Annotated in this window: 19 protein-coding genes and 1 pseudogene; 13 read left to right on the top strand and 7 right to left on the bottom strand. The window is 73.4% G+C overall.

Annotated features, from left to right (window positions below; genetic code table 11):
- Positions 1-140 precede the first annotated feature (140 nt).
- Positions 141-2,630: a DNA helicase PcrA gene (pcrA, locus tag ACIP4Y_RS16260; protein WP_401393303.1), complete on the top strand. Its 2,490-nt coding sequence runs from the start codon at positions 141-143 to the stop codon at positions 2,628-2,630.
- Between the two features lie 45 nt (positions 2,631-2,675).
- Here the strand turns inward: pcrA and ACIP4Y_RS16255 are convergent, their stop codons facing one another.
- A complete protein-coding gene (locus ACIP4Y_RS16255; RefSeq protein WP_401393300.1) occupies positions 2,676-4,214 on the bottom strand; it encodes a M23 family metallopeptidase in 1,539 nt (512 codons plus the stop codon).
- A 295-nt stretch (positions 4,215-4,509) separates the two neighbouring features.
- A complete protein-coding gene (locus ACIP4Y_RS16250) occupies positions 4,510-5,361 on the bottom strand; it encodes an alpha/beta fold hydrolase (RefSeq protein ID WP_358645739.1) in 852 nt (283 codons plus the stop codon).
- Between the two features lie 224 nt (positions 5,362-5,585).
- On the opposite strand from ACIP4Y_RS16250, the gene ACIP4Y_RS16245 reads away from it, so the two are divergent.
- Entirely contained in the window at positions 5,586-6,008 is a 423-nt protein-coding gene (locus ACIP4Y_RS16245) for a cobalamin B12-binding domain-containing protein (protein ID WP_358645741.1), read from the top strand.
- A gap of 10 nt (positions 6,009-6,018) precedes the next feature.
- Here ACIP4Y_RS16245 and ACIP4Y_RS16240 read toward each other — a convergent pair whose 3' ends face one another.
- Together ACIP4Y_RS16240 and ACIP4Y_RS16235 are read right to left on the bottom strand one after the other, a co-directional pair.
- Positions 6,019-7,716 carry a DUF5691 domain-containing protein gene (locus ACIP4Y_RS16240; protein ID WP_401393295.1) on the bottom strand — a complete coding sequence of 566 codons (1,698 nt, stop codon included), beginning with the start codon at positions 7,714-7,716 and terminating at the stop codon, positions 6,019-6,021.
- A 50-nt stretch (positions 7,717-7,766) separates the two neighbouring features.
- Positions 7,767-9,122 carry an SWIM zinc finger family protein gene (locus tag ACIP4Y_RS16235; RefSeq protein ID WP_401393292.1) on the bottom strand — a complete coding sequence of 452 codons (1,356 nt, stop codon included), beginning with the start codon at positions 9,120-9,122 and terminating at the stop codon, positions 7,767-7,769.
- Positions 9,123-9,254: 132 nt separating this feature from the next.
- On the opposite strand from ACIP4Y_RS16235, the gene ACIP4Y_RS16230 reads away from it, so the two are divergent.
- The 5 genes from ACIP4Y_RS16230 to sucD all read left to right on the top strand — a co-directional run bounded on the left by ACIP4Y_RS16230 (position 9,255) and on the right by sucD (position 16,857).
- Positions 9,255-10,385: an AAA family ATPase gene (locus tag ACIP4Y_RS16230; RefSeq protein WP_401393289.1), complete on the top strand. Its 1,131-nt coding sequence runs from the start codon at positions 9,255-9,257 to the stop codon at positions 10,383-10,385.
- Entirely contained in the window at positions 10,382-13,090 is a 2,709-nt protein-coding gene (locus ACIP4Y_RS16225) for a DUF5682 family protein (RefSeq protein WP_401393286.1), read from the top strand. The genes ACIP4Y_RS16230 and ACIP4Y_RS16225 overlap by 4 nt, the downstream gene beginning before the upstream one ends.
- Positions 13,087-14,289, top strand: a complete 1,203-nt coding sequence (locus tag ACIP4Y_RS16220) for a VWA domain-containing protein (protein ID WP_401393283.1) — start codon at positions 13,087-13,089, stop codon at positions 14,287-14,289. Before ACIP4Y_RS16225 ends, ACIP4Y_RS16220 begins: the two co-directional genes overlap by 4 nt.
- A gap of 478 nt (positions 14,290-14,767) precedes the next feature.
- Complete coding sequence (sucC, locus tag ACIP4Y_RS16215; protein ID WP_358645753.1) at positions 14,768-15,946, top strand: ADP-forming succinate--CoA ligase subunit beta; 1,179 nt, start codon at positions 14,768-14,770, stop codon at positions 15,944-15,946.
- Positions 15,947-15,972: 26 nt separating this feature from the next.
- Positions 15,973-16,857 (top strand): succinate--CoA ligase subunit alpha, encoded by an 885-nt coding sequence (sucD, locus tag ACIP4Y_RS16210; protein WP_030641362.1) that lies wholly within the window; start codon positions 15,973-15,975, stop codon positions 16,855-16,857.
- Positions 16,858-16,981: 124 nt separating this feature from the next.
- Here sucD and ACIP4Y_RS16205 read toward each other — a convergent pair whose 3' ends face one another.
- Positions 16,982-17,854, bottom strand: coding sequence for an RNA polymerase sigma factor (locus tag ACIP4Y_RS16205; RefSeq protein WP_401393946.1), 873 nt, complete (start codon positions 17,852-17,854; stop codon positions 16,982-16,984).
- Between the two features lie 96 nt (positions 17,855-17,950).
- Here ACIP4Y_RS16205 and ACIP4Y_RS16200 point away from each other — a divergent pair, with 96 nt between their 5' ends.
- A complete protein-coding gene (locus ACIP4Y_RS16200) occupies positions 17,951-19,876 on the top strand; it encodes a DUF6350 family protein (protein ID WP_401393280.1) in 1,926 nt (641 codons plus the stop codon).
- A gap of 6 nt (positions 19,877-19,882) precedes the next feature.
- Here the strand turns inward: ACIP4Y_RS16200 and ACIP4Y_RS16195 are convergent, their stop codons facing one another.
- Complete coding sequence (locus ACIP4Y_RS16195) at positions 19,883-20,824, bottom strand: hypothetical protein (protein ID WP_401393277.1); 942 nt, start codon at positions 20,822-20,824, stop codon at positions 19,883-19,885.
- 294 nt (positions 20,825-21,118) lie between these two features.
- On the opposite strand from ACIP4Y_RS16195, the gene purN reads away from it, so the two are divergent.
- The 3 genes and pseudogenes from purN to ACIP4Y_RS16180 all read left to right on the top strand — a co-directional run.
- Positions 21,119-21,757: a phosphoribosylglycinamide formyltransferase gene (purN, locus tag ACIP4Y_RS16190; protein ID WP_358645759.1), complete on the top strand. Its 639-nt coding sequence runs from the start codon at positions 21,119-21,121 to the stop codon at positions 21,755-21,757.
- A complete protein-coding gene (purH, locus tag ACIP4Y_RS16185; RefSeq protein WP_401393273.1) occupies positions 21,754-23,316 on the top strand; it encodes a bifunctional phosphoribosylaminoimidazolecarboxamide formyltransferase/IMP cyclohydrolase in 1,563 nt (520 codons plus the stop codon). Before purN ends, purH begins: the two co-directional genes overlap by 4 nt.
- Positions 23,317-23,402: 86 nt before the next feature.
- Positions 23,403-23,558 (top strand): annotated as a pseudogene (locus ACIP4Y_RS16180) (LuxR C-terminal-related transcriptional regulator); the annotation flags it as partial.
- An 88-nt stretch (positions 23,559-23,646) separates the two neighbouring features.
- On the opposite strand, the gene ACIP4Y_RS16175 reads toward ACIP4Y_RS16180, so the two are convergent.
- Positions 23,647-24,252, bottom strand: coding sequence for a hypothetical protein (locus tag ACIP4Y_RS16175; protein ID WP_358641988.1), 606 nt, complete (start codon positions 24,250-24,252; stop codon positions 23,647-23,649).
- A 236-nt stretch (positions 24,253-24,488) separates the two neighbouring features.
- Between ACIP4Y_RS16175 and ACIP4Y_RS16170 the strand changes: the two genes are divergently transcribed.
- Both ACIP4Y_RS16170 and ACIP4Y_RS16165 read left to right on the top strand, forming a co-directional pair.
- A complete protein-coding gene (locus tag ACIP4Y_RS16170; RefSeq protein ID WP_358641990.1) occupies positions 24,489-25,343 on the top strand; it encodes a bifunctional methylenetetrahydrofolate dehydrogenase/methenyltetrahydrofolate cyclohydrolase in 855 nt (284 codons plus the stop codon).
- Positions 25,333-25,806, top strand: coding sequence for a DUF3017 domain-containing protein (locus tag ACIP4Y_RS16165; RefSeq protein ID WP_358641992.1), 474 nt, complete (start codon positions 25,333-25,335; stop codon positions 25,804-25,806). Before ACIP4Y_RS16170 ends, ACIP4Y_RS16165 begins: the two co-directional genes overlap by 11 nt.
- Positions 25,807-26,020 lie beyond the last annotated feature (214 nt).

The following is a 26,020-nucleotide window of genomic DNA, read 5'->3' as shown; positions in this document are numbered from 1 at the left end:
TCACACCCGCGTGACCGGGTGCTTCCGGTGCGTGAGCGGCGGAAACGCACTTTCGACACGAAGATCAACTCGCCTTCGGGACCCCCATGTCCCGGGGACGGTGACCGGTTGTCGGTGGGGCGCCCTAGACTCGGAGAGCGATGAGCAGCCTCTTTGACGACAGCTTCCTGGCGGACCTCCAGGCCCCTCGCGGGCATCAGGAGGAGCCCCTGCCGCCGCCCGAGGACGATCACGCTCCGGAGCCGCTTCCGGACGATCTGTTCGGCGGGAAGTTCGACGTGCCGCCGGACCGGGACGCCTACTACCGCGACGGCGCCCCGCGCCCCGCGCTCGACTCGGCGGCGCTCCTGGAGGGGCTGAACGAGAACCAGCGCGCCGCGGTCGTGCACGCCGGCTCCCCGCTGCTCATCGTCGCCGGCGCCGGCTCCGGCAAGACCCGCGTGCTGACCCACCGCATCGCGTACCTGCTGGGCGAGCGGGGTGTCCACCCGGGCCAGATCCTCGCGATCACCTTCACCAACAAGGCCGCGGGCGAGATGAAGGAGCGCGTCGAGCAGCTCGTCGGCCCGCGCGCGAACGCGATGTGGGTGATGACCTTCCACAGCGCGTGCGTGCGCATCCTGCGCCGCGAGAGCAAGAAGCTGGGCTTCACCTCCTCCTTCTCGATCTACGACGCCGCCGACAGCAAGCGCCTGATGGCCCTGGTCTGCCGTGACCTGGACCTCGACCCCAAGCGCTTCCCGCCGAAGTCCTTCAGCGCCAAGATCAGCAACCTGAAGAACGAGCTGATCGACGAGGAGGACTTCGCCGCCCAGGCCACCGACGGCTTCGAGAAGACCCTCGCCCAGGCCTACGCGCTCTACCAGTCGCGGCTGCGCGAGGCGAACGCGCTGGACTTCGACGACCTGATCATGACGACGGTCAACCTGCTGCGCGCCTTCCCGGACGTCGCGGAGCACTACCGCCGCCGCTTCCGGCACGTCCTGGTGGACGAGTACCAGGACACCAACCACGCCCAGTACGCGCTCGTACGGGAACTCGTCGGCACGGGGGAGCGCGCCGCCGAGGACACCGACACCCCGCCGAGCGAGTACGACATCCCGCCCGCCGAACTCTGCGTCGTGGGTGACGCCGACCAGTCGATCTACGCCTTCCGGGGCGCGACGATCCGCAACATCCTCCAGTTCGAGGAGGACTACCCGGACGCGACCACGATCCTGCTGGAGCAGAACTACCGCTCCACGCAGACCATCCTGAGCGCGGCCAACGCGGTCATCGAGCGCAACGAGTCCCGCCGCCCGAAGAACCTGTGGACCAACGCCGGCCAGGGCGCCCGGATCACCGGGTACGTCGCCGACACCGAGCACGACGAGGCCCAGTTCGTCGCCGACGAGATAGACCGGCTGGTCGACGCGGGCGAGGCCAAGGCCGGTGACGTCGCCGTCTTCTACCGCACCAACGCCCAGTCCCGTGTCTTCGAAGAGGTCTTCATCCGCGTCGGCCTGCCCTACAAGGTCGTCGGCGGGGTCCGCTTCTACGAGCGCAAGGAGGTCCGGGACGTCCTGGCCTACTTGCGCGTCCTCGCCAACCCCGAGGACTCGGTGCCGCTGCGCCGCATCCTCAACGTGCCCAAGCGGGGCATCGGCGAGCGCGCGGAGGCGATGGTCGACGCCCTCGCCCAGCGCGAGAAGATCAGCTTCCCGCAGGCCCTGAAGCGCGTGGACGAGGCGTACGGCATGGCCGCGCGCTCCACCAACGCGGTCAAGCGGTTCAACACGCTGATGGAGGACCTGCGCACCATCGTGGAGTCCGGCGCGGGCCCGGCCACCGTCCTGGAAGCGGTCCTCGAACGCACCGGGTACCTGGCCGAGTTGCAGGCCTCCACCGACCCGCAGGACGAGACCCGGATCGAGAACCTCCAGGAACTCGCGGCCGTCGCCCTGGAGTTCGAGCAGGAGCGCGGCGAGGGCGAGCAGAGCACGCTCGCCGACTTCCTGGAGCAGGTCGCCCTGGTCGCCGACTCCGACCAGATCCCCGACGAGGAGGACGGCGACGGTGTCATCACGCTGATGACCCTGCACACCGCCAAGGGCCTGGAGTTCCCGGTCGTGTTCCTGACCGGCATGGAGGACGGTGTCTTCCCGCACATGCGCGCCCTCGGCCAGACCAAGGAGCTGGAGGAGGAGCGGCGCCTGGCGTACGTCGGCATCACGCGCGCGCGGGAGCGGCTGTACCTCACGCGGTCGGCGATGCGCAGCGCCTGGGGCCAGCCGTCGTACAACCCGCCCTCCCGCTTCCTGGAGGAGATCCCGGCCACCCATGTGGAGTGGAAGCGGACGGGGGCGGCGGCGCCGGTGTCCTCCGGGCCGGCGTCCGGGATCGCGGCCTCGCTGTCCTCGAGCCGTTCGCGCTCCTCGGCGTCGGGCGCGTCCGGGTTCGCCACGCGGCGCACGGCGGAGAAGCCGGTGGTCGCCCTGACCGTCGGGGACCGGGTCACGCATGACCAGTTCGGGCTCGGCACGGTCGTCGCGGTGAAGGGCACGGGCGCGAACGCGGAGGCGACGATCGACTTCGGCGACACCAAGCCGAAGCGGCTCCTGCTGCGGTACGCACCGGTGGAGAAGCTGTAGGCGAAGGGGCCCCTCGCCGTCCGGTGAGGGGCCCCTTCCGGATGCCTAGCTCGGGTCCAGCCCGTGGCTGCGGAGCCAGGGCAGCGGGTCTATGGCCGCCCCGCCCGCCGGCCGGACCTCGAAGTGCAGGTGCGGGCCGGTGGAGTTGCCGGAGTTGCCGGAATAGGCGATCGGCTGGCCGGCCTTGACGGTCGTACCGGAGGCGACGCGGTAGCTGGAGAGGTGGCAGTACCAGGTCTCCGTGCCGTCCATAGCCGTCAGGATCAGCATGTTGCCGTAGGCGCTGTTCCACTTCGTGGTGACGGTGCCGTCGGTGGCGGCCATGACCGTGGTGCCGTAGGAGACCGGGAAGTCGATGCCGGTGTGCACCGACATCCAGTTGATGCCCGCCTGGCCGAAGTAGGCGCTCAGCCCGTGCTGCGCGACCGGCAGCGCGAACTTGGGACGCAGCCGCTCCTTGAGCGCGGCCTCCGCGGCTGCCTTCTTCTTCTCCAGCTCCTGCTGCGCCTTGAGGTCGATCCGCTCCTGGGTGCGGCTCGCGCGGTCGGCGAAGTCGGTGGCGCCGGCCGACAGCGTCGTGAGCTGGCTGTCCAGCTTGCTGTTGGCGACCGACGGTTTGACCGGCTGCGCGTCCGCCGCGCTGGCGGAGGTGTCCTTGGCGTCGTCGGTGGTGAGCGCGCCGACCGAGGCGGCGGCGATCCCGGCGACTCCCATCACACAGGCCGACGGTACGGCGACGGTCAGCAGCGCGGAGCGCTTGGCGGGCGTACGACGCCGCGAGCGCCCCCCGCTGCGCGAGCCCGCGCGGGTCGCCGGCGCCGGGCTGATCTCCTCCTGGTCGTCCAGCAGGCCGGTGACGGCGGGAAGTTCACCGGTGGAGTCCGGCTCGCCCGCGTCGGAGGCGTGTTCGCCGAATTCGGCGCCCTCGTACGACACCTGCTCGAAGGCCGCGGTCGCCTGCGGGTCACCGGCCTGCTCGAACGCGGTCTGCGGGTCGCCGACCGCCTCGAACGTCGCGGTGGCCTGCTGATCGAACGGTTCGCCAGCCTGCTCGGACTGCGCCGGCACGGTCTGCCCGGCGGAGTTCCACTGCGTGGCGTCGTACGCGCCCGTGTCGAAGGTCTGGGTGCCCCACTCCCACTGCTGGGTGGCGTCGGCGCCGCCGGACTGGTCGGGATGCAGCCAGGCGTTGGCGTCCCACTGGCCGCTGGTGTCGTTCTCGGCGGGCTGGGCGGGGACGTTCCAGGCGGTGCTGTCGTAGACACCGGAGTCGTAGCCGGTGTGGTGCTGCTGGGCCGCGTACGGGTCGTAGGCCGGGGCCGGGGCGGTGCCGGTCTGCCACTGCGTGCTGTCGTACGCGCCGGTGGTCTGCTCGCTGCCCGGGAGGCTGCCGAAGAGCGGGTCGGCGTGGAAGGTCGTGGTGCTTCCGGAACCACCGGCAAAACCGGTGGCGTCATAGCCGCCGTACGTGGTGAGGTCGTCGTAGGGAGCTTCCTGTGCTCCGTACTGCGCGTAGTGCTGGGTGGAGGCGTCGGAAGCCGGGGCCGGGGTGGTCATGATCCCCGACGGGTGACGGTCGTTCACCAACTTCTCTTTCGCCTCGACAACAGGGGCTGCCAGAGCAGTGCGGCGACTGTACCCGTCGGTACCTGGGCGCGACAATCTTCGGCCTGTTTCGCGTGGGCCGGAAACGGGCATTCGGCCGTGTTTCGGGGAGCCCGGACGCTACCTTGGCCTGGCGTTCGAAAAATGTTCGATGTCGAGTGGCGATGTGACGGCTGTGCGCCGTCCGTACTGTGCCTGTGCGCCCCCTCCTCAGGTCGCTGTCGGCCCCTCTCGGGCCACCGTCGGTGCTTCTCAGGCCACCGGTCGCGGCTTCTCAGGCCACCGTCAGGCCGCCCGTGGCCCGGTTCCCGGGGTGCGGCACCTCGAGCGCCTCGCGTATGCCGGCGGCCACGGCGGGGTGCACGGGCAGCGCGAGATGGCCGATACCGGTCACCCGGACGTTCTGCGCGTCGAGGTCGGGGTGCTCCAGGCAGGCCGTCTCCAGCGGGTCCATCAGGGAGTCCAGGTCGCTCCAGAAGCTCACGAAGCGGGTCCGGCAGCCGGGCGCGGGCCGGGCCAGCTCCTCGATCACCGCCGATCCGGGCCGCATCTGCCGCACGATCGGGTGCGCGTCCGCCAGCGGCGCCACCCGCGTCCCCGAATGCGGGGTGCCGAGCGTGACCAGTGTGCGGACCCGCAGGTCACCGCCCAGGCACTGGACGTAATAGCGCGCGATAAGGCCGCCCAGGCTGTGCCCCACGATGTCGATCCGGGCGCTGCCGGTGCGCTCGCAGATCTCCTCGATGTGCCGGCCGAGCAGCTCGGCGGCCGTGCGGATGTCGCAGGTCAGCGGAGAGTAGTTGAGCGACTCCACCCGCTGCCTGCCGTGCTGGGCCAGGGTGCGGCGGAGCAGGACGAACACCGATCGGTTGTCGATGAAGCCGTGCAGCAGGACGACCGGCGGGGCGGGGCGGACCGGCAGCCTGGCCGTGCCGTCCCCGTCGGGCAGGGCGCCGGAGCGGCGTTCCTGGATCAGGCCGGTCGGATACAGCAGGAGGTGACCCGCCAGGATGGCGGCGTCCAGGGCGGTCGCCCGCAGCAGCGTCATGGACAGTCCGGCCAGTCTGCCGGGCCACAGGCGGCGGCAGAGCGGGAGAAAGAGCGGCAGTACCCCGGTGACCTTCATGGCCGACCTCCTGTCGGCACGCCGGAGGACGGCTAGGTCCCCCGTGTGCCCTCATGTCCCACCATGTGATTTCCCCCTCGCCGCGTCCCGTAAAACTGCCGGTTGCGGGATGCTGGAGATAACGTTCGTTCACTTCGCGACGGTGGCGGAACGCGCCAAAAGTGCGGTACTTGTCGGTACGGACGGAAGCCGATCGCTTCCGGGCTCGCTTGATGGAGGCAGTGATGGGTGTGGCAGCCGGTCCGATCCGCGTGGTGGTCGCCAAGCCGGGGCTCGACGGCCACGATCGTGGGGCCAAGGTCATCGCGCGTGCCCTGCGCGACGCCGGTATGGAGGTCATCTACACCGGGCTCCACCAGACGCCGGAACAGGTCGTGGACACCGCCATCCAGGAGGACGCCGACGCGATCGGCCTGTCCATCCTGTCCGGCGCCCACAACACGCTGTTCGCCGCGGTCATCGACCTGCTCAAGGAGCGGGAGGCCGAGGACATCCTCGTCTTCGGCGGCGGCATCATCCCGGAAGAGGACATCCCGCCGCTGAAGGAGAAGGGCGTCGCGGAGATCTTCACCCCGGGTGCGACGACCGCGTCGATCGTGGAGTGGGTCCGGGCGAACGTCCGCCAGCCCGCCGCGTCCGGAGGCTGAGCAGCGGTTCTCATGGACGCGGTGGCCCGTCCGGAGGCTGGGCGGCTGCGTCCGGCGGCTCGGCGGGTGGCGCGGGCGGGGCGAGTTCCCGTGTCATCGCCGCCCGCAGCCGCAGCGTCGTGACCAGCCGCTGGAACGCCTCCGCCCAGTACCCGCCGGCCCCCGGAGCGGCGTCCTCCCGCTCGTCGGGTATCGCCAGCAGCGCCTCCAGCCGTACGGCCTCCGCCGGGTCCAGGCAGCGCTCGGCCAGCCCCATCACCCCGCTGAAGCTCCACGGGTAACTGCCCGCGTCCCGGGCGATGTCGAGGGCGTCCACGACGGCCCGGCCGAGCGCGGGGGCCCAGGGGACCGCGCACACCCCGAGCAGCTGGAAGGCCTCCGACAGGCCGTGCGTGGCGATGAACCCCGCGACCCACGCGGCCCGTTCGGCCGGTTCCAGCGCGGCCAGCAGCTTCGCGCGCTCCGCCAGGGAGACCGCGCCCGGGCCGCCCGCCTCCGGCGCCGACGGCGAGCCGAGCAGCGCCCGCGACCACGCGGCGTCCCGCTGCCGTACCGCCGCCCGGCACCAGGCCGCGTGCAGTTCGCCCTGCCAGCCGTCCGCCACCGGCAGCGCCACGACCTCCTCGGCCGTCCGCCCGCCGAGCCGCCGCGGCCAGGTGCCGAGCGGGGCGGACTCCACCAACTGCGCCAGCCACCACGACCGTTCCCCCCGGCCCGCGGGGGGTGTGGCCACCACGCCGTCCCGCTCCATGCCGGCATCGCATTCGTGCGGCGCCTCCACCACGATCGCCGGCGCGTTCCCCGTACGGTCCAGGGCCACACACGCCGTGGCCCGTACGGCCATCCGCGCGGCGAGCGCCGAACCCGGCAGCGCCGACAGCAGTTCCGCTGCCGTCGCCCGGACATTGCGGCTGCGGTCGCCCAACGCCTGCTCCAGGAACGGCTCGTCCGCCTCCGACAGGCCCGTGCGCAGCGAGTCGAGGAACATCAGCCGGTCCTCCGCCCGCTCCGTCGCCCAGGTCGACGCCAGCAGCTCGCGCCCCAGCGCGGGCGTACGGGCGCGCAGCGCACCCAGCAGGGCCGCCCGTTCGGCGAACAGCCCCTCCTGCCACAGCCGGTGCACCGCCTCGGCGTCCTCGGGGTCGGGCAGTGTGGTGCCGCCGCCGGGGGTGGCGCGCAGGGCGAACCGCCAGTCCGGGTTCAGCCGGGCCAGCCACAGCGCGCGCGGGCCCGCGAACGCCAGTGCCGCCGGGCGCAGATCCGTACGGCCCCGGGCCGCGTCCAGCAGCGCGGGAAGCGCCTGCGGGGGTGCCGCGTACCCGTGGGCGTTGGCCGCCGCGAGCCACTGCGGGAGCAGCTCCATGAGATCCGGGGCGCTGCCCCGCCGGCCGCCGGACCCGCCGCCGGACCGGTCGGCCAGCAGGGTGGTGAGCCGGCGCGCCGCCGGTGCGGGCAGCGCCGGGCGTGGATCGGCGGGCGCGCACTCGGGCCGTTGCGCCGCCCGCGCGGGCCGTAGCCCGGCCCGCCGCCGTACGGTGGCCACGGCGGCCGCGTCGAGCAGCGCCACCGGGGCCGGCCGGCCGGGCGCGGCGAGCGCCGGGGCGCGCCGGTCGGTGCCGAGGAGCGCGGTGGCCACCAGCTCTTCCCAGGAACTTTCCGGCGAGCTTTCCGGCGGCGTGGTGTCCCCGCCGGTCGGTGTCCCGTTCATCACCGTCCCCTTCCCTTCGCCTGCCTGAGCGTGTGTGTCCGTACGGCCGGTCAGCACAGCGGCACCGCCTCGCCCGCCTCCTCCGGCCAGGCCGTGAGCGGGGTGAACCCGCGGTGGCCGCACTCGCCGAAGACCGTGACGGGGGCGCCGCCGGACAGTGCGACCAGCCGCCACAGGCCGGGCCGGGAGCGGGCGGCCCGGCTCAGCGGCAGGGCCGTGTCCGTGTCGGCGTCGGCCAGCTGCCACCGGTCGCCGTCCGGGACCGGTATCACCCGGCCCAGGGTGACCGGGACCGAGTCCAGCCAGGGGTCGTCGCGCAGGGCCGCGCCGTAGCGGGCCGCCGCCTCGACGGTGGTCACGCCCGGCGGGCGGAACGCGGCCGGGGCCGGCGGGGCGAACCGCTCGCCCAGGGCGGCCCGGGCCTGACCGGAGCCCGGATACGCCGTCAGCTCCGCCTCCAGGGCCAGGCCGACCGGCAGGGACAGCTCCGGCGCCCGGCCCGCCGCGCCGTAGGACAGCAGCAGCCGGGTCCCGCCGGTCCCGGCGCCGTGCAGCCATATCCGGCGCGTCGTCAGTTTCGCGTCCGCCGTGTCGTACTGGGCGAGGACCAGCCAGCGGTCGCGCACCGGCGGGCCGTCCGGCGTGGCGGGCAGGCCGAGCCGGGAGCGGACCGTGGCCGCGAGGGCCTCCGGCAGCCGGTCGCGGCGCAGCCAGCCCTGGTCGAGCAGGTGTAGCAGCGCGCACTCCTCCAGCAGCCGCGCCGGCCAGCCCGCACCGGACGCCGGGATCGCCCCCAGTTCCCGCACGCGCGCGGCCAGCCCCGGCGCCTGGGCGTCGACCATGCGGGCCGCCGTCTCGTCCCACAGGCCGTACCCCGCCTGTTCGGCCGCGGCCAGGCCGCCGCGCAGCAGGTCCGCCAGGCGCTGCTCCAGCTCGGTCGCGCCCGCCGTGACCCGCTCGGCCCGGCGCTCGGACCGCCGCCGGGCCGCCTCCGGATCCGCGGGACCCGCGGCCGGACCCCCCTCGCCCCGCGTCCCCTTCGTCCCGGCGCGGCTGCGCCGGGACGCGAGCCACTGCCCGGCCCAGTCCGGCGGCTGCGCGGCGGCCGGCACCGCGCCGTCGTCACCCGCCCACAGCAGGAGCAGGCCGAGCGCGTGCTTGCACGGGAACTTACGGCTCGGGCAACTGCACTTGTACGCCGGCCCGGCCGCGTCGGCCAGGTCCACCACCGTCTGGTACGGCCTGCTGCCGCTGCCCTTGCACAGCCCCCACACCGTCCCCTCTCCGCTCCCGGTCTCGGACCACGGCCCGGCCGCGCCGAGTTTGCTCCCCGCCTTGCGTGACGCGGCGTCAGGCGCCAGTGCCAGCACCTGCTCCGCGGTCCAGCGCACCCCCTGCTCACTCATGCCACCGACGGTAGGTCCCGCCACTGACAATCGGCCCGGCGAGAGCGTTTGTGCAGGTCAGAGTGATTGTCAGTGGCGTGGTGCACGGTGGATGCCAGATCCGAACCGGCCGAGCTGGAGGGGGCCTCAGCCATGACTGTGTCCGTGGAACCGACGACCGCCGCACCCGACCGCGACCAGACCGCACAGGCGTTGCGACCGCACGCCGAGCACGCCTTCGCGGCCGAACTCGCCGCGCTCGCCGCGCAGGACGACCGCCCGCGCCCGGCCCGCTGGAAGCTGTCGCCGTGGGCGGTGGCGACGTACCTGCTCGGCGGCACCCTGCCGGACGGCACGGTGATCACACCCAAGTACGTGGGCCCGCGCCGCATCGTCGAGGTCGCCGTCACCACGCTGGCCACCGACCGCGCCCTGCTGCTGCTCGGCGTGCCCGGCACCGCCAAGACCTGGGTGTCGGAGCACCTGGCCGCCGCGGTCAGCGGAGACTCGACGCTGCTGGTGCAGGGCACGGCCGGCACCCCGGAGGAGGCGATCCGGTACGGCTGGAACTACGCGCAGCTGCTCGCCCACGGCCCGAGCCGCGACGCCCTCGTGCCCAGCCCCGTCATGCGTGCCATGGCCGAGGGCATGACGGCCCGCGTGGAGGAGCTGACCCGTATCCCGGCGGACGTGCAGGACACGCTGATCACGATCCTGTCCGAGAAGACCCTGCCCATCCCCGAGCTGGGCGCGGAGGTCCAGGCGGTCCGCGGCTTCAACCTCATCGCCACCGCCAACGACCGCGACCGCGGGGTCAACGAGCTGTCCAGCGCGCTGCGCCGCCGCTTCAACACGGTGGTGCTGCCGCTGCCGGAGAGCGCCGACGCCGAGGTCGACATCGTCACCCGCCGGGTCGAGCAGCTGGGCCGCTCCCTCGATCTGCCGGCCACGCCCGACGGCATCGAGGAGATCCGCCGGGTGGTCACCGTCTTCCGCGAGCTGCGCGACGGCATCACCGCCGACGGGCGTACGAAGGTGAAGTCGCCCAGCGGCACGCTGTCCACGGCGGAGGCGATCTCCGTCGTCACCAACGGCCTCGCGCTCGCCACCCACTTCGGCGACGGTGTGCTGCGCCCGGGAGACGTCGCCGCGGGCATCCTCGGTGCCGTCGTCCGCGACCCGGCGGCCGACCGGGTCGTCTGGCAGGAGTACCTGGAGACGGTCGTCCGCGAGCGCGAGGGCTGGACCGACTTCTACCGCGCCTGCCGCGAGGTGAGCGCATGACCGGCACCGGCGGGAGCACGGCGTACGCCGCCGGGCCGCTGCTGCTCGGCGTACGGCACCACGGACCCGGTTCCGCGCGCGCGGTGCGGGCCGCGCTGGACGCAGCGCGCCCGGCCGCCGTCCTGATCGAGGGCCCGCCCGAGGCCGACGCGCTGATCCCGCTCGCCGCCGACCCGGGCCTGCGGCCACCGGTCGCGCTGCTCGCCCACGCCGTGGACGAGCCCGGCCGCTCGGCCTTCTGGCCGTTCGCCGAGTTCAGTCCCGAGTGGGTGGCCATCCGCTGGGCCGTGGAGCAGGGCGTCCCGGCCCGCTTCATCGACCTGCCGGCCACGCACACGCTCGCGTGGGAGCAGGGAACGCGCGAGTCCGGTGCCGACCCGCAGTCCGGTACCGACCCCGACTCCGGTCACGACTCCGCGCCCGGTCACGGTGCCGAGGTCCGCGTCGACCCCCTCGCCGTGCTCGCCGAGACGGCCGGGTACGACGACCCCGAGCGCTGGTGGGAGGACGTCGTCGAGCACCGGGGGCCGGGCGCCCGCGACCCCTTCGCGCCGTTCGCGGCGGTGGCGGAGGCGATGGGCGCGCTGCGCGAGCGATACGGCGTCGGCGGCCACTCCCGGGACCTCGTCCGCGAGGCGCACATGCGGCTCCGGCTGCGCGACGCGCGCAAGGAGTTCGGGGACGCCGTGGCCGTGGTGTGCGGGGCCTGGCACGTGCCCGCGCTGCACGCGAAGACCACCGTCACCGCGGACCGTGCGCTGCTCAGGGGCCTGCCCAAGGTCAAGACCGACCTGACCTGGGTGCCGTGGACGCACCGCAGGCTGGCGCGGGCCGGCGGGTACGGCGCGGGCATCGACTCCCCGGGCTGGTACGGGCACCTGTTCCGCGCCCCGGACCGGCCGGTCGAGCGGTGGCTGACCAGGGTGGCCGGGCTGCTGCGCGAGGAGGACCGGATCGTGTCCTCCGCGCACGTCATCGAGGCCGTACGGCTCGCGGAGACCCTGGCGGCGCTGCGCGGCCGCCCGCTGCCCGGCCTGGGCGAGACCACCGACGCGGTGCGCGCGGTGCTGTGCGAGGGCTCGGACGTGCCGCTGGCGCTGGTGCACGACCGGCTGGTGGTCGGTGACGTCCTCGGCGAGGTCCCGGAGGCGGCGCCCGCGGTGCCGTTGCAGCGGGACCTGGCCCGGCAGCAGCGCTCGCTGCGGCTCAAGCCGGAGGCGCCGGAGCGCGAGCTGGAACTGGACCTGCGCGGGGAGACCGACGCCGGCCGCAGCAGGCTGCTGCACCGGCTGCGGCTGCTCGGCGTCGGCTGGGGCGAGCCGGGCCGGTCCCGGGGGAGCACGGGCACCTTCCGGGAGACCTGGCGGCTGCGCTGGGAGCCCGAGCTGTCCGTGCGGGTCGCCGAGGCGGGCGTGTGGGGGACGACCGTACAGGCGGCGGCCCGGGCCAAGGCGGAGGCCGACGCGGTGGCGGCGCGGGCCCTCGCCGAGGTCACCGCGCTGGCCGAGCAGTGCCTGCTGGCCGGGCTGCCGGACGCGCTGCCCGTGGTCATGCGGGTCCTCGCCGACCGGGCGGCCCTGGACACCGACGTCGGCCACCTCGCCCAGGCCCTGCCCGCCCTCGTCCGCTCCCTGCGCTACGGCGACGTGCGCGGCACCGACACCGGTGCGCTGGCCGAGGTCGCGGCGGGCCTCGCCGAGCGCATCTTCGTCGGCCTGCCCCCGGCCTGCGCCGCACTCGACACCGACGCGGCGGAGGAGATGCGCGGCCACGTGGACGCGGTGCACACGGCGGTGGGCCTGCTGACGGAGAGCCTGGCCGGGGTGCCGGCGGGGAACGACGGGGACACCGCGGGGGCCTCCGCGGCAGCCGCCGGCGAGGGTGACCGCGCGTCGGCGGGTGAACCGGGGGCCGGGAGCGGCGGGCTCGCGCGGCGTACCGGGGGTGACGGGGGTGACGTCCGTCCTTCCGCCGAGGGCGGCGGCAGCGGTCAGGACTCGGGCCGTGGGGAGCACGGGAAGCCCCATGAACAGGAGCGTGGGGGCGGGCTCCGTGGGCGTTGGCGGGACGTGTTGCGGGTGTTGTCCCTGCGGGACACCGCGCCCGGTGTCATCCGGGGGCGGGCCGTGCGGCTGTTGCTGGACGACGGGGCGCTGTCGGCCGAGGAGGCGGCCCGGCTGATGGGGCTCGCGCTGTCGCCGGGCACGCCTCCGGCAGCTGCCGCCGCGTGGGTCGAGGGCTTCGCCGGTGGCGGGGGCGGGCTGCTGCTCGTGCACGACGAGCGGCTGCTCGCCCTGCTGGACACCTGGCTGACCGGGGTGCCGGCGGACGCCTTCACGGACGTACTGCCGCTGCTGCGGCGCACCTTCGCGGCGTACGAGCCGGGAGTGCGCAGAAGCCTCGGCGAACTGGTCCGGCGCGGCCCCGGAGACCGGACCGGCGAGGCCGCCGCCCAGGGAGCCGCGATCCCCGGCTTCGCCACCGAACCGGACACCGGCCGCGCCGACGCCGTGCTCCCGGTGCTGCGGCTGCTGCTCGGCCTGGACGCGCACCACGACAGGACGCCCGGCCCGGCGCACACCCCGCCACCCGGTGCGCGACAGCGCACGGCGTACGGCACGACACCCGCCGCGACGCGCGAAGCGACACACGAGACGGCACCCGCTTCTCCGCACGACGACTGCCTCACGGGGGTGGGCACATGACGGACGCGACGGACACGACGGACACGGCGGCCGTGACGGCGGCCGAGCGGGTGGACCCCGCGCGGGAGCGGCTGCGGCGCTGGCGGCTGGTGCTCGGCGGGGACCAGGCCGACGGCACCGGGTGCGCGCTGTCCGGCCGGGACGCGGCGATGGACGGCACGCTGGCCGCGCTCTACGGCAGGAGCGACAAACCGCAGTCGGGCCGGGACCGGTCGGCGGGGCTCGGTGCCTCCGCGCCCTCCGTGGCGCGCTGGCTCGGGGACATCCGCCGCTACTTCCCGTCCTCCGTCGTCCAGGTCATGCAGCGTGACGCGATCGACCGGCTCGGCCTCGCCTCCCTGCTGCTGGAGCCGGAGATGCTGGAGGCGGTGGAGGCCGACGTGCACCTGGTCGGCACGCTGCTCTCGCTGCACAAGGCGATGCCGGAGACGACCCGGGAGACGGCCCGCGTGGTGGTGCGCAAGGTGGTGGAGGACCTGGAGAAGCGGCTCGCCACCCGCACCCGGGCCACCCTCACCGGCGCCCTGGACCGCAGCGCCCGCGTCAGCCGTCCGCGCCACCACGACATCGACTGGAACCGCACGATCGCGGCCAACCTCAAGCACTACCTGCCGGAGTACCGCACGGTCGTACCGGAACGGCTCATCGGCTACGGCCGGGCCGCGCGGTCGGTGAAGAAGGAGGTCGTGCTCTGCATCGACCAGTCCGGGTCGATGGCGTCGTCGGTGGTGTACGCGTCCGTGTTCGGCGCGGTCCTCGCCTCCATGCGGTCGATCAGCACCCGGCTGGTCGTCTTCGACACGGCGGTCGTCGACCTCACCGACCAGCTGGACGACCCCGTCGACGTGCTCTTCGGCACCCAGCTCGGCGGCGGTACGGACATCAACCGGGCGCTCGCCTACTGCCAGGCGCAGCTCACCCGGCCGGCCGAGACCGTCGTCGTGCTGATCAGCGACCTCTACGAGGGCGGTATCCGCAACGAGATGCTCAAGCGGGTCGCGGCGATGAAGGCGTCCGGGGTGCAGTTCGTGGCGCTGCTCGCGCTGTCGGACGAGGGAGCGCCCGCGTACGACCGCGACCACGCGGCGGCGCTCGCCGCGCTCGGCGCACCGGCCTTCGCCTGCACCCCCGACCTGTTCCCCGAGGTGATGGCCGCCGCCCTGGAGAAGCGGCCCCTGCCCATACCGGACACCGCGTGAGTGGAACCGGTCGCGGGCGGGCACCCGGTGGGCAGCCGGGCCGAGTGCCCGGAGCAGCTCCGTGGGGTGGCCGGCCCGGGTGGCCGAAAGCCGTCGGCTCGTCCGGGCGGTGCCTCGCGGACGGGGCGGGTGGTCCCCATTGGGGTGGGGATCAAACACCCCGGCCCCGGTCGCCCGGGGCCGCCAGGGGGGTCTCACCGGGTCAACCCCAGCCCGGTGAGGCCTCGCACATCGCCCGTACCGGAGCGATGTGGCGGCACCCTGTGCCAGGGAACCCGGCATCATGTGACAGGTATCACCGCTCAGGTGTGACCCGCGATTTAGGGGGCCCCCGCAAGCAGCGATAACCTGCGAGACGGACATGCCGCGCGCTCGGACACCGTGTGCGCTTCCCTAGTGACAGCGGACGTCACGTTGCCCTTCGCGGCACGCCCACGCATCCAACGAACCGCGAGATCACTGATAGGGACGGAAGCGCGTGGACCTGTTCGAGTACCAGGCGAGGGACCTCTTCGCCAAGCACGATGTACCGGTGCTGGCCGGTGAAGTCATCGACACGCCTGAGGCGGCGCGCGAGATCACCGAGCGTCTGGGCGGCAAGTCCGTCGTCAAGGCGCAGGTGAAGGTCGGTGGTCGCGGCAAGGCCGGTGGCGTCAAGCTGGCCGCCACTCCGGACGAGGCCGTCGCCCGCGCGACGGACATCCTCGGCATGGACATCAAGGGCCACACGGTCCACAAGGTCATGATCGCCGAGACGGCTCCGGAGATCCTCGAGGAGTACTACGTCTCCTTCCTCCTCGACCGTGCGAACCGCACCTTCCTCTCCATCGCTTCCGTCGAGGGCGGTATGGAGATCGAGGAGGTGGCGGCCACCCGTCCGGAGGCCGTTGCAAAGACCGCGATCGACCCGATCGACGGTGTGGACGAGGCCAAGGCCCGCGAGATCGTGGAGGCCGCCAAGTTCCCGGCCGAGGTCGCGGACAAGGTCGTCAACGTCCTGATCAAGCTGTGGGACACCTTCATCAAGTCGGACGCCCTCCTGGTCGAGGTCAACCCGCTCGCGAAGGTCGCCTCCGGTGAGGTCATCGCCCTCGACGGCAAGGTGTCGCTGGACGACAACGCCGAGTTCCGTCACCCCGAGTACGAGGAGCTCCACGACAAGGCCGCCGCCAACCCGCTCGAGGCGGCCGCCAAGGAGAAGGGCCTCAACTACGTCAAGCTCGAGGGCGAGGTCGGCATCATCGGAAACGGCGCCGGTCTCGTCATGAGCACCCTGGACGTCGTCGCGTACGCCGGTGAGAAGCACGGCGGCGTCAAGCCCGCCAACTTCCTGGACATCGGTGGCGGCGCCTCCGCCCAGGTGATGGCGAACGGCCTGGAGATCATCCTGGGCGACCCGGACGTCAAGTCCGTCTTCGTGAACGTCTTCGGTGGCATCACCGCCTGCGACGAGGTCGCCAACGGCATCGTGCAGGCCCTGAAGCTCCTGGAGGACCGCGGCGAGAAGGTCGAGAAGCCGCTCGTCGTCCGCCTCGACGGCAACAACGCCGAGCTGGGCCGGAAGATCCTCACGGACGCCGACCACCCGCTGGTGCAGCGCGTCGACACCATGGACGGCGCGGCCGACAAGGCCGCCGAGCTGGCCGCCGCCAAGTAAGCACGAGGACGAGGACTCAAACCACCATGGCTATCTGGCTCAACAAGGACAGCAAGGTCATCGTCCAGGGCATGACCGGCGCCACCGGCATGAAGCACACCAAGCTCATGCTCGGTGACGGCACGAACGTCGTGGGCGGCGTGAACCCGCGCAAGGCGGGTCAGACCGTGGACTTCGACGGCACCGAGGTACCCGTCTTCGGCACCGTCAAGGAGGCCATCGAGAAGACCGGCGCCAACGTCTCCGTCATCTTCGTGCCGGAGAAGTTCACCAAGGACGCGGTCGTCGAGGCCATCGACGCCGAGATCCCGCTGGCCGTCGTGATCACCGAGGGCATCGCGGTGCACGACACGGCGTCCTTCTGGTCGTACGCCGGCAAGAAGGGCAACAAGACCCGGATCATCGGCCCGAACTGCCCCGGCATCATCACCCCGGGCCAGTCGAACGTCGGCATCATCCCGGGCGACATCACCAAGCCGGGCCGCATCGGCCTGGTGTCGAAGTCCGGCACGCTGACGTACCAGATGATGTACGAGCTGCGGGACATCGGCTTCTCCACCGCCGTCGGCATCGGTGGCGACCCGATCATCGGCACCACGCACATCGACGCCCTGGCCGCGTTCCAGGACGACCCCGACACCGACCTGATCGTGATGATCGGTGAGATCGGCGGCGACGCCGAGGAGCGTGCGGCCGCGTTCATCAAGGAGAACGTGACCAAGCCGGTCGTCGGCTACGTCGCGGGCTTCACCGCCCCCGAGGGCAAGACCATGGGCCACGCCGGCGCCATCGTCTCCGGTTCCTCCGGCACCGCCCAGGCCAAGAAGGAGGCCCTCGAGGCCGCGGGCGTCAAGGTCGGCAAGACCCCGACCGAGACGGCCAAGCTCGCTCGCGAGATCCTGAGCGCCTGACCTTCGCAGCACCTGTCGGTAGGCCCGTTCCCCGCACCGGGGGCGGGCCTACCGCCGTTCCCGCCCGCCGGCCGGCCACGCCGGCCCGGCACCCGGCATCCCTACGGCGGGGGCACCCGTATCCTCACCGCGGTTCCGGCAACACCCGCTCCGGGCCGGTCGTCTCCCGGCGCAGCTTGGCTTTCAGGGCCTGCTCCTTGCGGGAGAGCGGGCCCGCGGCGGCAGGGGGCGGGACCCCCTGCACCGCCTGGGCCGGAGCCACCGGGGCCTCGTAGCGCGTCGGTGCCGTCCGCAGCGTGAGCGTCGTCGCGCCGATGATCGTGACCGTGAAGGCGATGGCCGCCCGGGTCCAGAAGACGTTCCGGCGTTCGCCCCCGGTGCGCACCACCGTCGGCCGGGCCGCCCGCAGGTGCTCCGTCGAGGCCAGTTCGAGCAGCCGGCGGTGCAGCTCGGCGGGGTCGGCCAGCTCCGGCAGCCGCGCGGCCACCGCCTCCCGCGCATGGGTCAGCCGGTTCGCGGCTGCCGGTGTGCTCGACTCGGTCTCCGCCGCCGTCTCCGGCAGGTCGAGGCCCACACCGTCGTACAGGACGAGCGTGCGCCGGTACGACGCCGGCAGTTCGAGCAGCGTGTGCAGCAGCTCCCGGTCGGCCGGGTCGGCGGGCGGGGGTTCCGGGGACCGGTAGCGGGGGCGGAAGCGGTGCCAGGGGGAGAGCGCGCAGTCGTACGCCACCGCCCGCACCCAGCCGGCCGGGTCCCGGTCCCGGGCCACCTCCGGCCAGCGCTGCCAGGCCGACTGGAAGGCCCGCTCCACGGACTCGCGGGCCAGCTCCCGGCGCCCGGTGAGCAGATAGGTCTGGCGTACGAGGGCGGGTGCGCAGAAGGCGTACAGCGCGTCGAAGGCCTGAGCGGGCGTCAGCGGGCTCGTCTTCGCGGCCGTCAGACTCGCCTGCTGGGACCGTTCCTGAGGGGCCGTCGGCTCGGGGCTCTGTGTCTTCACCATGCACCCTTCCGTGGGAAAAAGAACATAAACGTATATTGAGCGACACTTCGGAAGTTCGCCTGTTACGACGGGAAAGCGCGTGTCGTTGGGAGCATGGCGTGCGTGATCCAGATGACCGCTCGCCGCTCGCCGCTGTCGCTCCTGCTCTCCCGCATGCGCGACCGCTCGCCCGGCCTCGCCGCGAGCCTGCTGGGAGGTGCCGTCGCGGCCGGACTGGGCCTCGGTTCGTTCGCCGTGCTCGTCATGGTGCTCTGGGTCAGCTCGCCCTACCCGGACAGCGGACCGGGCGGCGCGCTGCACATCGCCGCCGCCCTGTGGCTGCTCGCACACGGCGTCGAACTGGTCCGCACCGACACGCTCTCCGGCACGCCCATGCCCGTCGGTCTCACCCCGCTGCTGCTGCTCGCCCTGCCGCTGTGGCTGGTCCACCGGGCGGCGCGGGACGCCACCGACGCCTCCGCCGAACCGGACGGTCCGCCGCCGGTGGGGGCGCGCACCGCGTGGACCGGCGTGGTCCTCGGCTATCTGGGTGTCGGCGCCGCCGTGACGCTGTACTGCTCCAGTAGCGAACTGCGCCCCCAGTGGGTCTGGGTGACGGTGTGTCTGCCGCTGGTCGCGGCGAGCGCGGCCGGCGCCGGGGTGTGGTCGGCGTACGGCCGCCCGCCCGAGCCCGTGCTGAGCGTGCTGGTGGTGGTGCCGGGGCCGGTGCGGCGGCTGGTGTTCGGCACGGACGCGCGGGCCCGGCTGGGTGCCGCCGTACGCGCCGCCGGCGCTGCGACGGCCGTGCTCTTCGGCGGCGGCGCCCTGCTGGTCGGGGTGTCACTGGTCTGGCACGGCGAGCCGGCGCGGACCTCCTTCCTGCAGCTGACGGAGGGCTGGACGGGCCGGTTCGCGGTGCTGCTGCTCGGTATCGCCCTGGTCCCCAACGCGGCGGTGTGGGCCGCCTCCTACGCGCTCGGCCCCGGCTTCCTCCTCGGCACCGGGCACCTGGTCCACCCGCTCGCCTCCCACCCGGCCCCGCTGCTGCCGCCGTTCCCGCTGCTGGCCGCGGTGCCCGGTCCGGGCGCCGGTACGCCGCAGAACTGGGCGGCGGGCGTGGTGCCGGCGGTGGCCGGGATGACGGCGGGGTGGTTCGTGGCGCGGGCGGCCGTACGGCGGCCCGCGTCCGGTGCACCGGCGCGGGCCCGCTGGTCGGCCGGCCGGACCGCCGGGGTGGTCCTGCTGACGGCCCTGGTCTGCGCGGCGGCCCTCGCCCTGCTCGCCGAGCTGGCGGGCGGCCCCATGGGCGTGGCCGCACTGGCCCGCCTCGGCCCGCTGTGGTGGCAGACCGGGGGCGCGGCCGGGGCCTGGACGCTGGTGTTCGCGCTGCCGGTGGCGCTGACCGCCCGGGCCTGGCGGCTGCGCCGCCGGCGCCGGCACCGCGGCGGCATTCCGGCGCAGGCCACGGAGACGGCGGCCGTGACCGGGGCGAAGAGCGGCGCGGTCCAGTCAACGGCTGCGGCGACGGCAGCGACCGCGACCGGGGAGACCGCTGAAGCGGGAGAGACGGATGACACCGGCCCGGTGGCCGCCACGGCACCGGATACGTTCAGGGCCGACGAGGTACCGGTCGTGGCCGCCGGCGGCGACAGCCCGGACGGACCCGCGGACGCCGCCGACGGCGGGGGCGAGGCCGACGGAGCCGCGGGCAGGCCCAGGCTCCGGGGCCGGGGCAAGGGCACGGCCACGGGGGGCACGCCCGCTCAGGCGGCGGACACGAGCGGAGCGGACGAGGAGGAGCCGTACGGCGTCCTCCCCGCCGCCGACCCGTTCCCGACCTCGTACCCCAGTCCCTTCCCGACGTCGTTCACCGAGCCGTTCCCCGCGGGCTGGCACGACGACGTCGCCCGGGCCTCGCGCTGGGCGGCCCTGAAGGAGGCGGCGGGCACCCCCGAGGACGGCGCCGGCACCGCCGCGTCTCCGGACCCTGCGCCCGAGCCTGAGCCCGACGCCGGCCCCCGCCCGGATGCCGCCCAGTGAGAGGCGTCAGCTGTCGTCCACGCCCAGGACGCCGCGCAGCTCCCGGGGCAGCAGGGTGTCGCAGGACTGCTTGGCCTCATGGGTGAGGGCGTCGTTCACGCAGGTGTAGTAGTCGCGGTAGACGAGCTGCACGGTGAACGTGGACGCCACCAGGACCAGCGCCAGGGATGCCGTGACCAGGCCGCTGACGGCCGCCGTCGTGTGGGGCCGGCCGGCCTGGGCCGCCGGAGCCGCCGGAGCCGCCGGGGCGTCCGGGGCCGGGCGGCGCGGCTTGGCGCGCAGCGCACTGCTGCCCCAGTACAGGGCCAGCGCGCCCAGCAGCAGCGCCACGTAAGGCCAGCTGAACAGGGCGAAGAAGACCGCCCACATGCCGGAGAGCAGGGCGTACCGCGCACGGCGCTGGGCCGGGTCCGTCGGGTCCCAGCGCATGCCGGGGCCGGCCGGTCCGCCGGGCCCCTGCGGGCCACCGCCCGGCCGCTCCCCGAAGTCGCCGGGGGAGCGGCCGGGCTGCCGGTCACTCCACTGACTCCCCCAGGGAGAGCCACCACCCGGTCCCTGACCGCCACCCGGACCCTGACCGGGCCCGTATCCCGGACCCTGACCGGGCCCGTATCCCTGTCCCTGTCCGGGTCCCTGTTCGGGTCCCTGCCCGGGGCCGGACGCGCCCCCGGGACGACGCGGCTGCCACGGCCGGTCCGGAGTCCCCTCCGGCGGCGGCGCGAACGGATTGTCGTCCTGCCGCCCGCCGCCGTGCCCGGAACCACCCTGCCCCGATCCGCCGTGCCCGGAGCCGCTGCCCCACCCGGAACCGCCCTGGCCGTCGGGGCCACTCCCCGGCGTCTCGGTGGGCGGCGAGGTCGGGCGCTCCCGCAGCAGCGCGGCGCCACGCTCGCCCCCCTGGGCCGGGCGCGGCGGGAACGTGAGGAGTCGCAGGCTGCGATCGGGCATCAAAAGAGCGTCTTCCCCTAGGTGACTACGGCAGTCCGTCATGAGCTTCCACCCCGTGAACGCACCGCACGACGACCGCGTTCCCGAGGCTGCTCCTTCGTGACTCCTTGCGAACGCTACCGTCCGGCCGGCCACCCGTCCCGGGGGCCCCTTCCCGAGTGCCGGTATCGTTGCTGGCGGTCGGCCGCTTCGTAGACTTCCCCGTATACGGGGGCGCGAAGCATTCGTACGACTGTACAAACCGCCCGGCCGGTCGACGGCCGGACACATCGTTTCCCGAGAAAGGGCCCCACCGTGGCCGCCACCACCCCTGGCCCAGCGGTCAAGCGCCTCGTCGTGCTGGTCTCCGGATCCGGCACCAACCTGCAGGCGCTCCTGGACGAGATCGAGCGCACCGGAGCCGAGTCGTACGGCGCGCGGATCGTCGCCGTCGGGGCCGACCGCGCCGGCATCGAGGGGCTGGCCCGCGCCGAGCGCGCCGGGATCCCCACCTTCGTCTGCAGGGTCAAGGACCACGGCTCCCGCGAGGAGTGGGACGCGGCGCTCGCCGGGGCCGTCGCCGCGTACGAACCCGACCTCGTCGTCTCCGCCGGTTTCATGAAGATCGTCGGCAAGGAGTTCCTGGCCCGCTTCGGCGGACGGTTCGTCAACACCCACCCGGCCCTGCTGCCCAGTTTTCCGGGGGCCCACGGGGTCCGTGACGCGCTCGCGTACGGCGCCAAGGTCACCGGCTGCACCGTCCACTTCGTCGACGACGGCGTCGACACCGGCCCGATCATCGCCCAGGGCGTGGTCGAGGTCCGGGACGAGGACGACGAGAGCGCGCTGCACGAGCGCATCAAGGAAGTCGAGCGAAGGCTGCTCGTCGAGGTCGTGGGGCGGCTCGCCCGCAACGGCTATCGCATTGAGGGACGAAAGGTAGTTATCCAGTGACCGCCGAGAGCAACAAGCGGGCCATCCGTCGCGCGCTCGTCAGCGTCTACGACAAGACCGGTCTCGAGGAGCTGGCCCGCGGGCTGCACGAGGCCGGGGTGGAGCTGGTCTCCACCGGGTCCACGGCCGGCCGGATCGCCGCCGCCGGCGTCCCCGTCACCAAGGTCGAGGAGCTGACCGGCTTCCCCGAGTGCCTGGACGGCCGGGTGAAGACCCTGCACCCGAGGGTGCACGCGGGCATCCTCGCCGACCTGCGCCTGGACAGCCACCGCGAGCAGCTCGCGGAGCTGGGCGTGGAGCCGTTCGACCTGGTCGTCGTCAACCTGTACCCGTTCCGGGAGACGGTCGCCTCCGGTGCCTCGCCCGACGAGTGCGTGGAGCAGATCGACATCGGCGGCCCCTCGATGGTCCGCGCCGCCGCCAAGAACCACCCGTCCGTCGCCGTGGTCACCAGCCCCGAGCGGTACGCCGACGTGCTCGCCGCGGTGAAGGACGGCGGCTTCGACCTCGCCGCCCGCAAGCGCCTGGCCGCGGAGGCCTTCCGGCACACGGCGGAGTACGACATCGCCGTGTCCTCCTGGTTCGCCTCCTCCTACGCCCCCGCGGACGAGTCGCAGTTCCCCGACTTCATCGCCTCCTCGCTGCAGCGCGCGCACACCCTGCGCTACGGCGAGAACCCGCACCAGCCCGCCGCCCTCTACGCCTCCGGCGAGGGCGGGCTGGCGGCGGCCGAGCAGCTGCACGGCAAGGAGATGTCGTACAACAACTACACGGACACGGACGCCGCCCGCCGTGCCGCGTACGACCACGCCGAGCCCTGTGTCGCGATCATCAAGCACGCCAACCCCTGCGGCATCGCGATCGGCGCGGACGTCGCCGAGGCGCACCGCAAGGCGCACGCCTGCGACCCGGTCTCCGCGTACGGCGGTGTGATCGCCGTGAACCGGCCGGTCAGCAAGGAGATGGCCGAGCAGGTCGCGGAGATCTTCACCGAGGTCATCGTGGCCCCGGACTACGAGGAGGGCGCGCTGGAGGCCCTCACCAAGAAGAAGAACATCCGCGTGCTGCGCTGCCCCGACGGCCCGTCCCACCCGGTCGAGGTCAAGCCGATCGACGGCGGCGCGCTGCTCCAGGTCGCCGACCGGCTCCAGGCCGACGGCGACGACCCGGCCAACTGGACGCTGGCCTCCGGCGAGGCGCTGAGCGAGGACGAACTGCAGCAGCTCGCCTTCGCCTGGAAGGCCTGCCGCGCGGTGAAGTCCAACGCGATCCTGCTCGCCAAGGACGGTGCCTCGGTCGGCGTCGGCATGGGCCAGGTCAACCGCGTCGACTCCTGCAAGCTGGCCGTCGAGCGGGCGGGCGAGGAGCGGGCCCGCGGCTCCTACGCGGCCTCCGACGCCTTCTTCCCCTTCCCCGACGGCCCGGAGATCCTCATCGGCGCCGGCGTCCGGGCGATCGTCCAGCCGGGCGGCTCGATCCGCGACGAGCAGGTCGTGGAGGCCGCCAAGAAGGCGGGCGTGACCATGTACTTCACGGGCACGCGCCACTTCTTCCACTGATTCCGGCGCCCCCGGCGCATGCGCGTGGTCCCGCCCGTCGGCCGACGGGCGGGACCACGCCTTCGTGTACGGCGGTTCACCGCCGCCAGGGCCGCTCCAACGCGGGCATCGCGCAGGCCCTGTTCGTGACCGAGAAGGCCGTCGCCAAGCACATCGGCAACATCTTCACCAAGCTCGGCCTGCACCCGGCCGACACCGACAACCGCCGCGTCCTGGCCGTCCTCGCGTACCTGGACCAGTGAGCGCGGCCGTCCGGTCCGGAAAACACACCGGGCCGCGTCCCGTCCGGACGGACGGGACGCGGCCCGGTGTGTTCAGGCGCCGGGCGGATCAGTACCGCGGGCGGTTGAACCAGGCCGAGGCCGAGCTGGTGACCATCGACGCGAGGATGATGCCGGCCATGGCCAGCGAGATCAGCCCGCCGAAGGTGCCGGAACCGTTCTGGCCGCTCGCGATGTTGGTGATGCCACCGAGGATCATCAGCGCGGCGTAGACGATCGTGGTGATGCGGATGCCGCTGCCGCCGTTCTTGAACTTCACGCCCAGGAAGATGGACAGCGCGCCCAGCGCCACCAGCAGCCCCGCGATGAGGAACCCGAGCCCGGCCAGGCCGTCGGTGTCGTCACCGGTGCCGACGCCGTTGGACACGTCCTGGACGGCACCGATGGCCACGCCGGCGATCAGCCCGAACAGGATCTGGAAGCCGGCCAGGACGAACAGCAGCACCCGGGCGGTCTTCATCAGGCCGGGCATCTCCATCGGGACGCCGTAGCCGGGCTGCCCCAGCGGCGGGGCGGCCGGGTAGCCGTAGCCGGGCTGGCCCTGCGGGGCGGCGGGGTAGCCGTAGCCGGGCTGGCCCTGCGGCGGCTGCGGCGGGTAGCCGGGCTGCTGGCCCTGCGGGGGCCCGTAGGGGTTGTTGGGGTCGCCAAAGCTCATGGCGGTCTTCCTCCGTTGCTCAAGTGCGGGGACGACGCGCGGCACGGTTCGGAGGAGAGTTCTACAGATGCGGTCCGTCCCCCCGGCACTGCCCGCGGCACTGTGTGCTCATCGTTCTTTAACGGGCTCTTACTTGTCCAGCCGGATACGGCAGGTGTTGTGCAAGTGCAACATCGCTGATCATGCTGTGACACCCGGATTGGAACCGGGACCGGGTCATCCGCGAGGATGGGAGCATGACCGCCCAGATTCTCGATGGCAAGGCCACCGCAGCAGCGATCAAGTCCGATCTGACCGCCCGCGTGGCGGCGCTGAGGGAGCGGGGCGTCACGCCCGGCCTCGGCACGATCCTGGTCGGGGACGACCCCGGCAGCCAGAAGTACGTCGCCGGCAAGCACCGCGACTGCGCCCAGGTGGGCATCGCCTCCATCCAGCGCGAGCTGCCGGCCACGGCCACCCAGGAGGAGATCGAGGCGGTCGTCCGCGAGTTGAACGAGGACCCCGCCTGCACCGGCTACATCGTCCAGCTGCCGCTGCCCAAGGGCATCGACGAGAACCGCATCCTGGAACTCATGGACCCGGCCAAGGACGCCGACGGCCTGCACCCGATGAACCTGGGCCGCCTGGTGCTGAACGAGCCGGCCCCGCTGCCCTGCACCCCCAACGGCATCATCAGCCTGCTGCGGGCCCACGGCGTGGAGATCAAGGGCGCCGAGGTCGTGGTCGTCGGCCGCGGTGTCACCATCGGCCGCCCGATGCCGCTGCTGCTCACCCGGCGCAGCGAGAACGCCACCGTCACCCAGTGCCACACCGGCACCCGTGACCTCTCCGCCCACCTGAAGCGGGCCGACATCATCATCGCCGCGGCCGGCTTCCCGCACCTGATCCGCGCCGAGGACGTCAAGCCGGGCGCGGCCGTCCTCGACGTCGGTGTCTCCCGCAACGCCGAGGGCAAGATCGTCGGCGACGTCCACCCGGACGTGACCGAGGTGGCCGGCTGGATCTCCCCGAACCCCGGCGGCGTCGGCCCGATGACCCGGGCGCAGCTGCTGGTCAACGTGGTCGAGGCGGCGGAGCGCAGTGCCGGCTGAGGACGCCCGCGGGTCCGCGGAACCGACCGTGCGCGACGCGATCAGCGCCCCTGACGCCGAGGGGCGCCCGCGCCGTGTCACCCGCCGCTTCCCGCTGTTCACCAAGGACACCGCACGCCCCGAGGGCGGTGGCCGGGCCGCGGGCGGTGACGCCCCGGCGCCCGCCCGTCAGTGGCCGATGCTCGTGGTGCTGTCGGCGGTCGCCCTCGGCCTGCTGCTGACGGCGCTCGACATGCTCCGCATCGGCACCCTGCTGATCGGTGCCGCCCTGCTGGCCGGCGCGGTCCTGCGCTGGGCGCTGCCGGGCGTCGGCATGCTCGCCGTCCGCTCCCGCTTCACCGACATCGTCACCTACGGCGTGCTGGGCCTGGTCATCTCCCTGCTGGCGCTGATGATCCAGCCCGACCCGCTGCTGAAGATGCCGTTCCTGAAGGACATCCTGCACTTCACGGTCACCAAGTAGCGGCCCGCCAACGGCCGGTGGCCCGCGCCTCCCCCGGGGACGCGGGCCACCGCCGTACCCCCTTGCCCGACGCTACGGCCGTCCGCCGCGCACCGCCTCCGCCCCCGGGTTGAACCGCCCTACCGCCTCCGGGTGCAGCCGGCCGGGCACTGCAACTTCCGCGGTACCGCATCCGGTTGACTCCGGGGTGCGGCCGTGCGCGTTACCCTGCGGC

The sequence above is a fragment of the Streptomyces sp. NPDC088810 genome (genome assembly GCF_044750305.1).
Lineage (GTDB): Bacteria > Actinomycetota > Actinomycetes > Streptomycetales > Streptomycetaceae > Streptomyces.
This window is presented reverse-complemented; position numbering and strand designations above follow the sequence as displayed.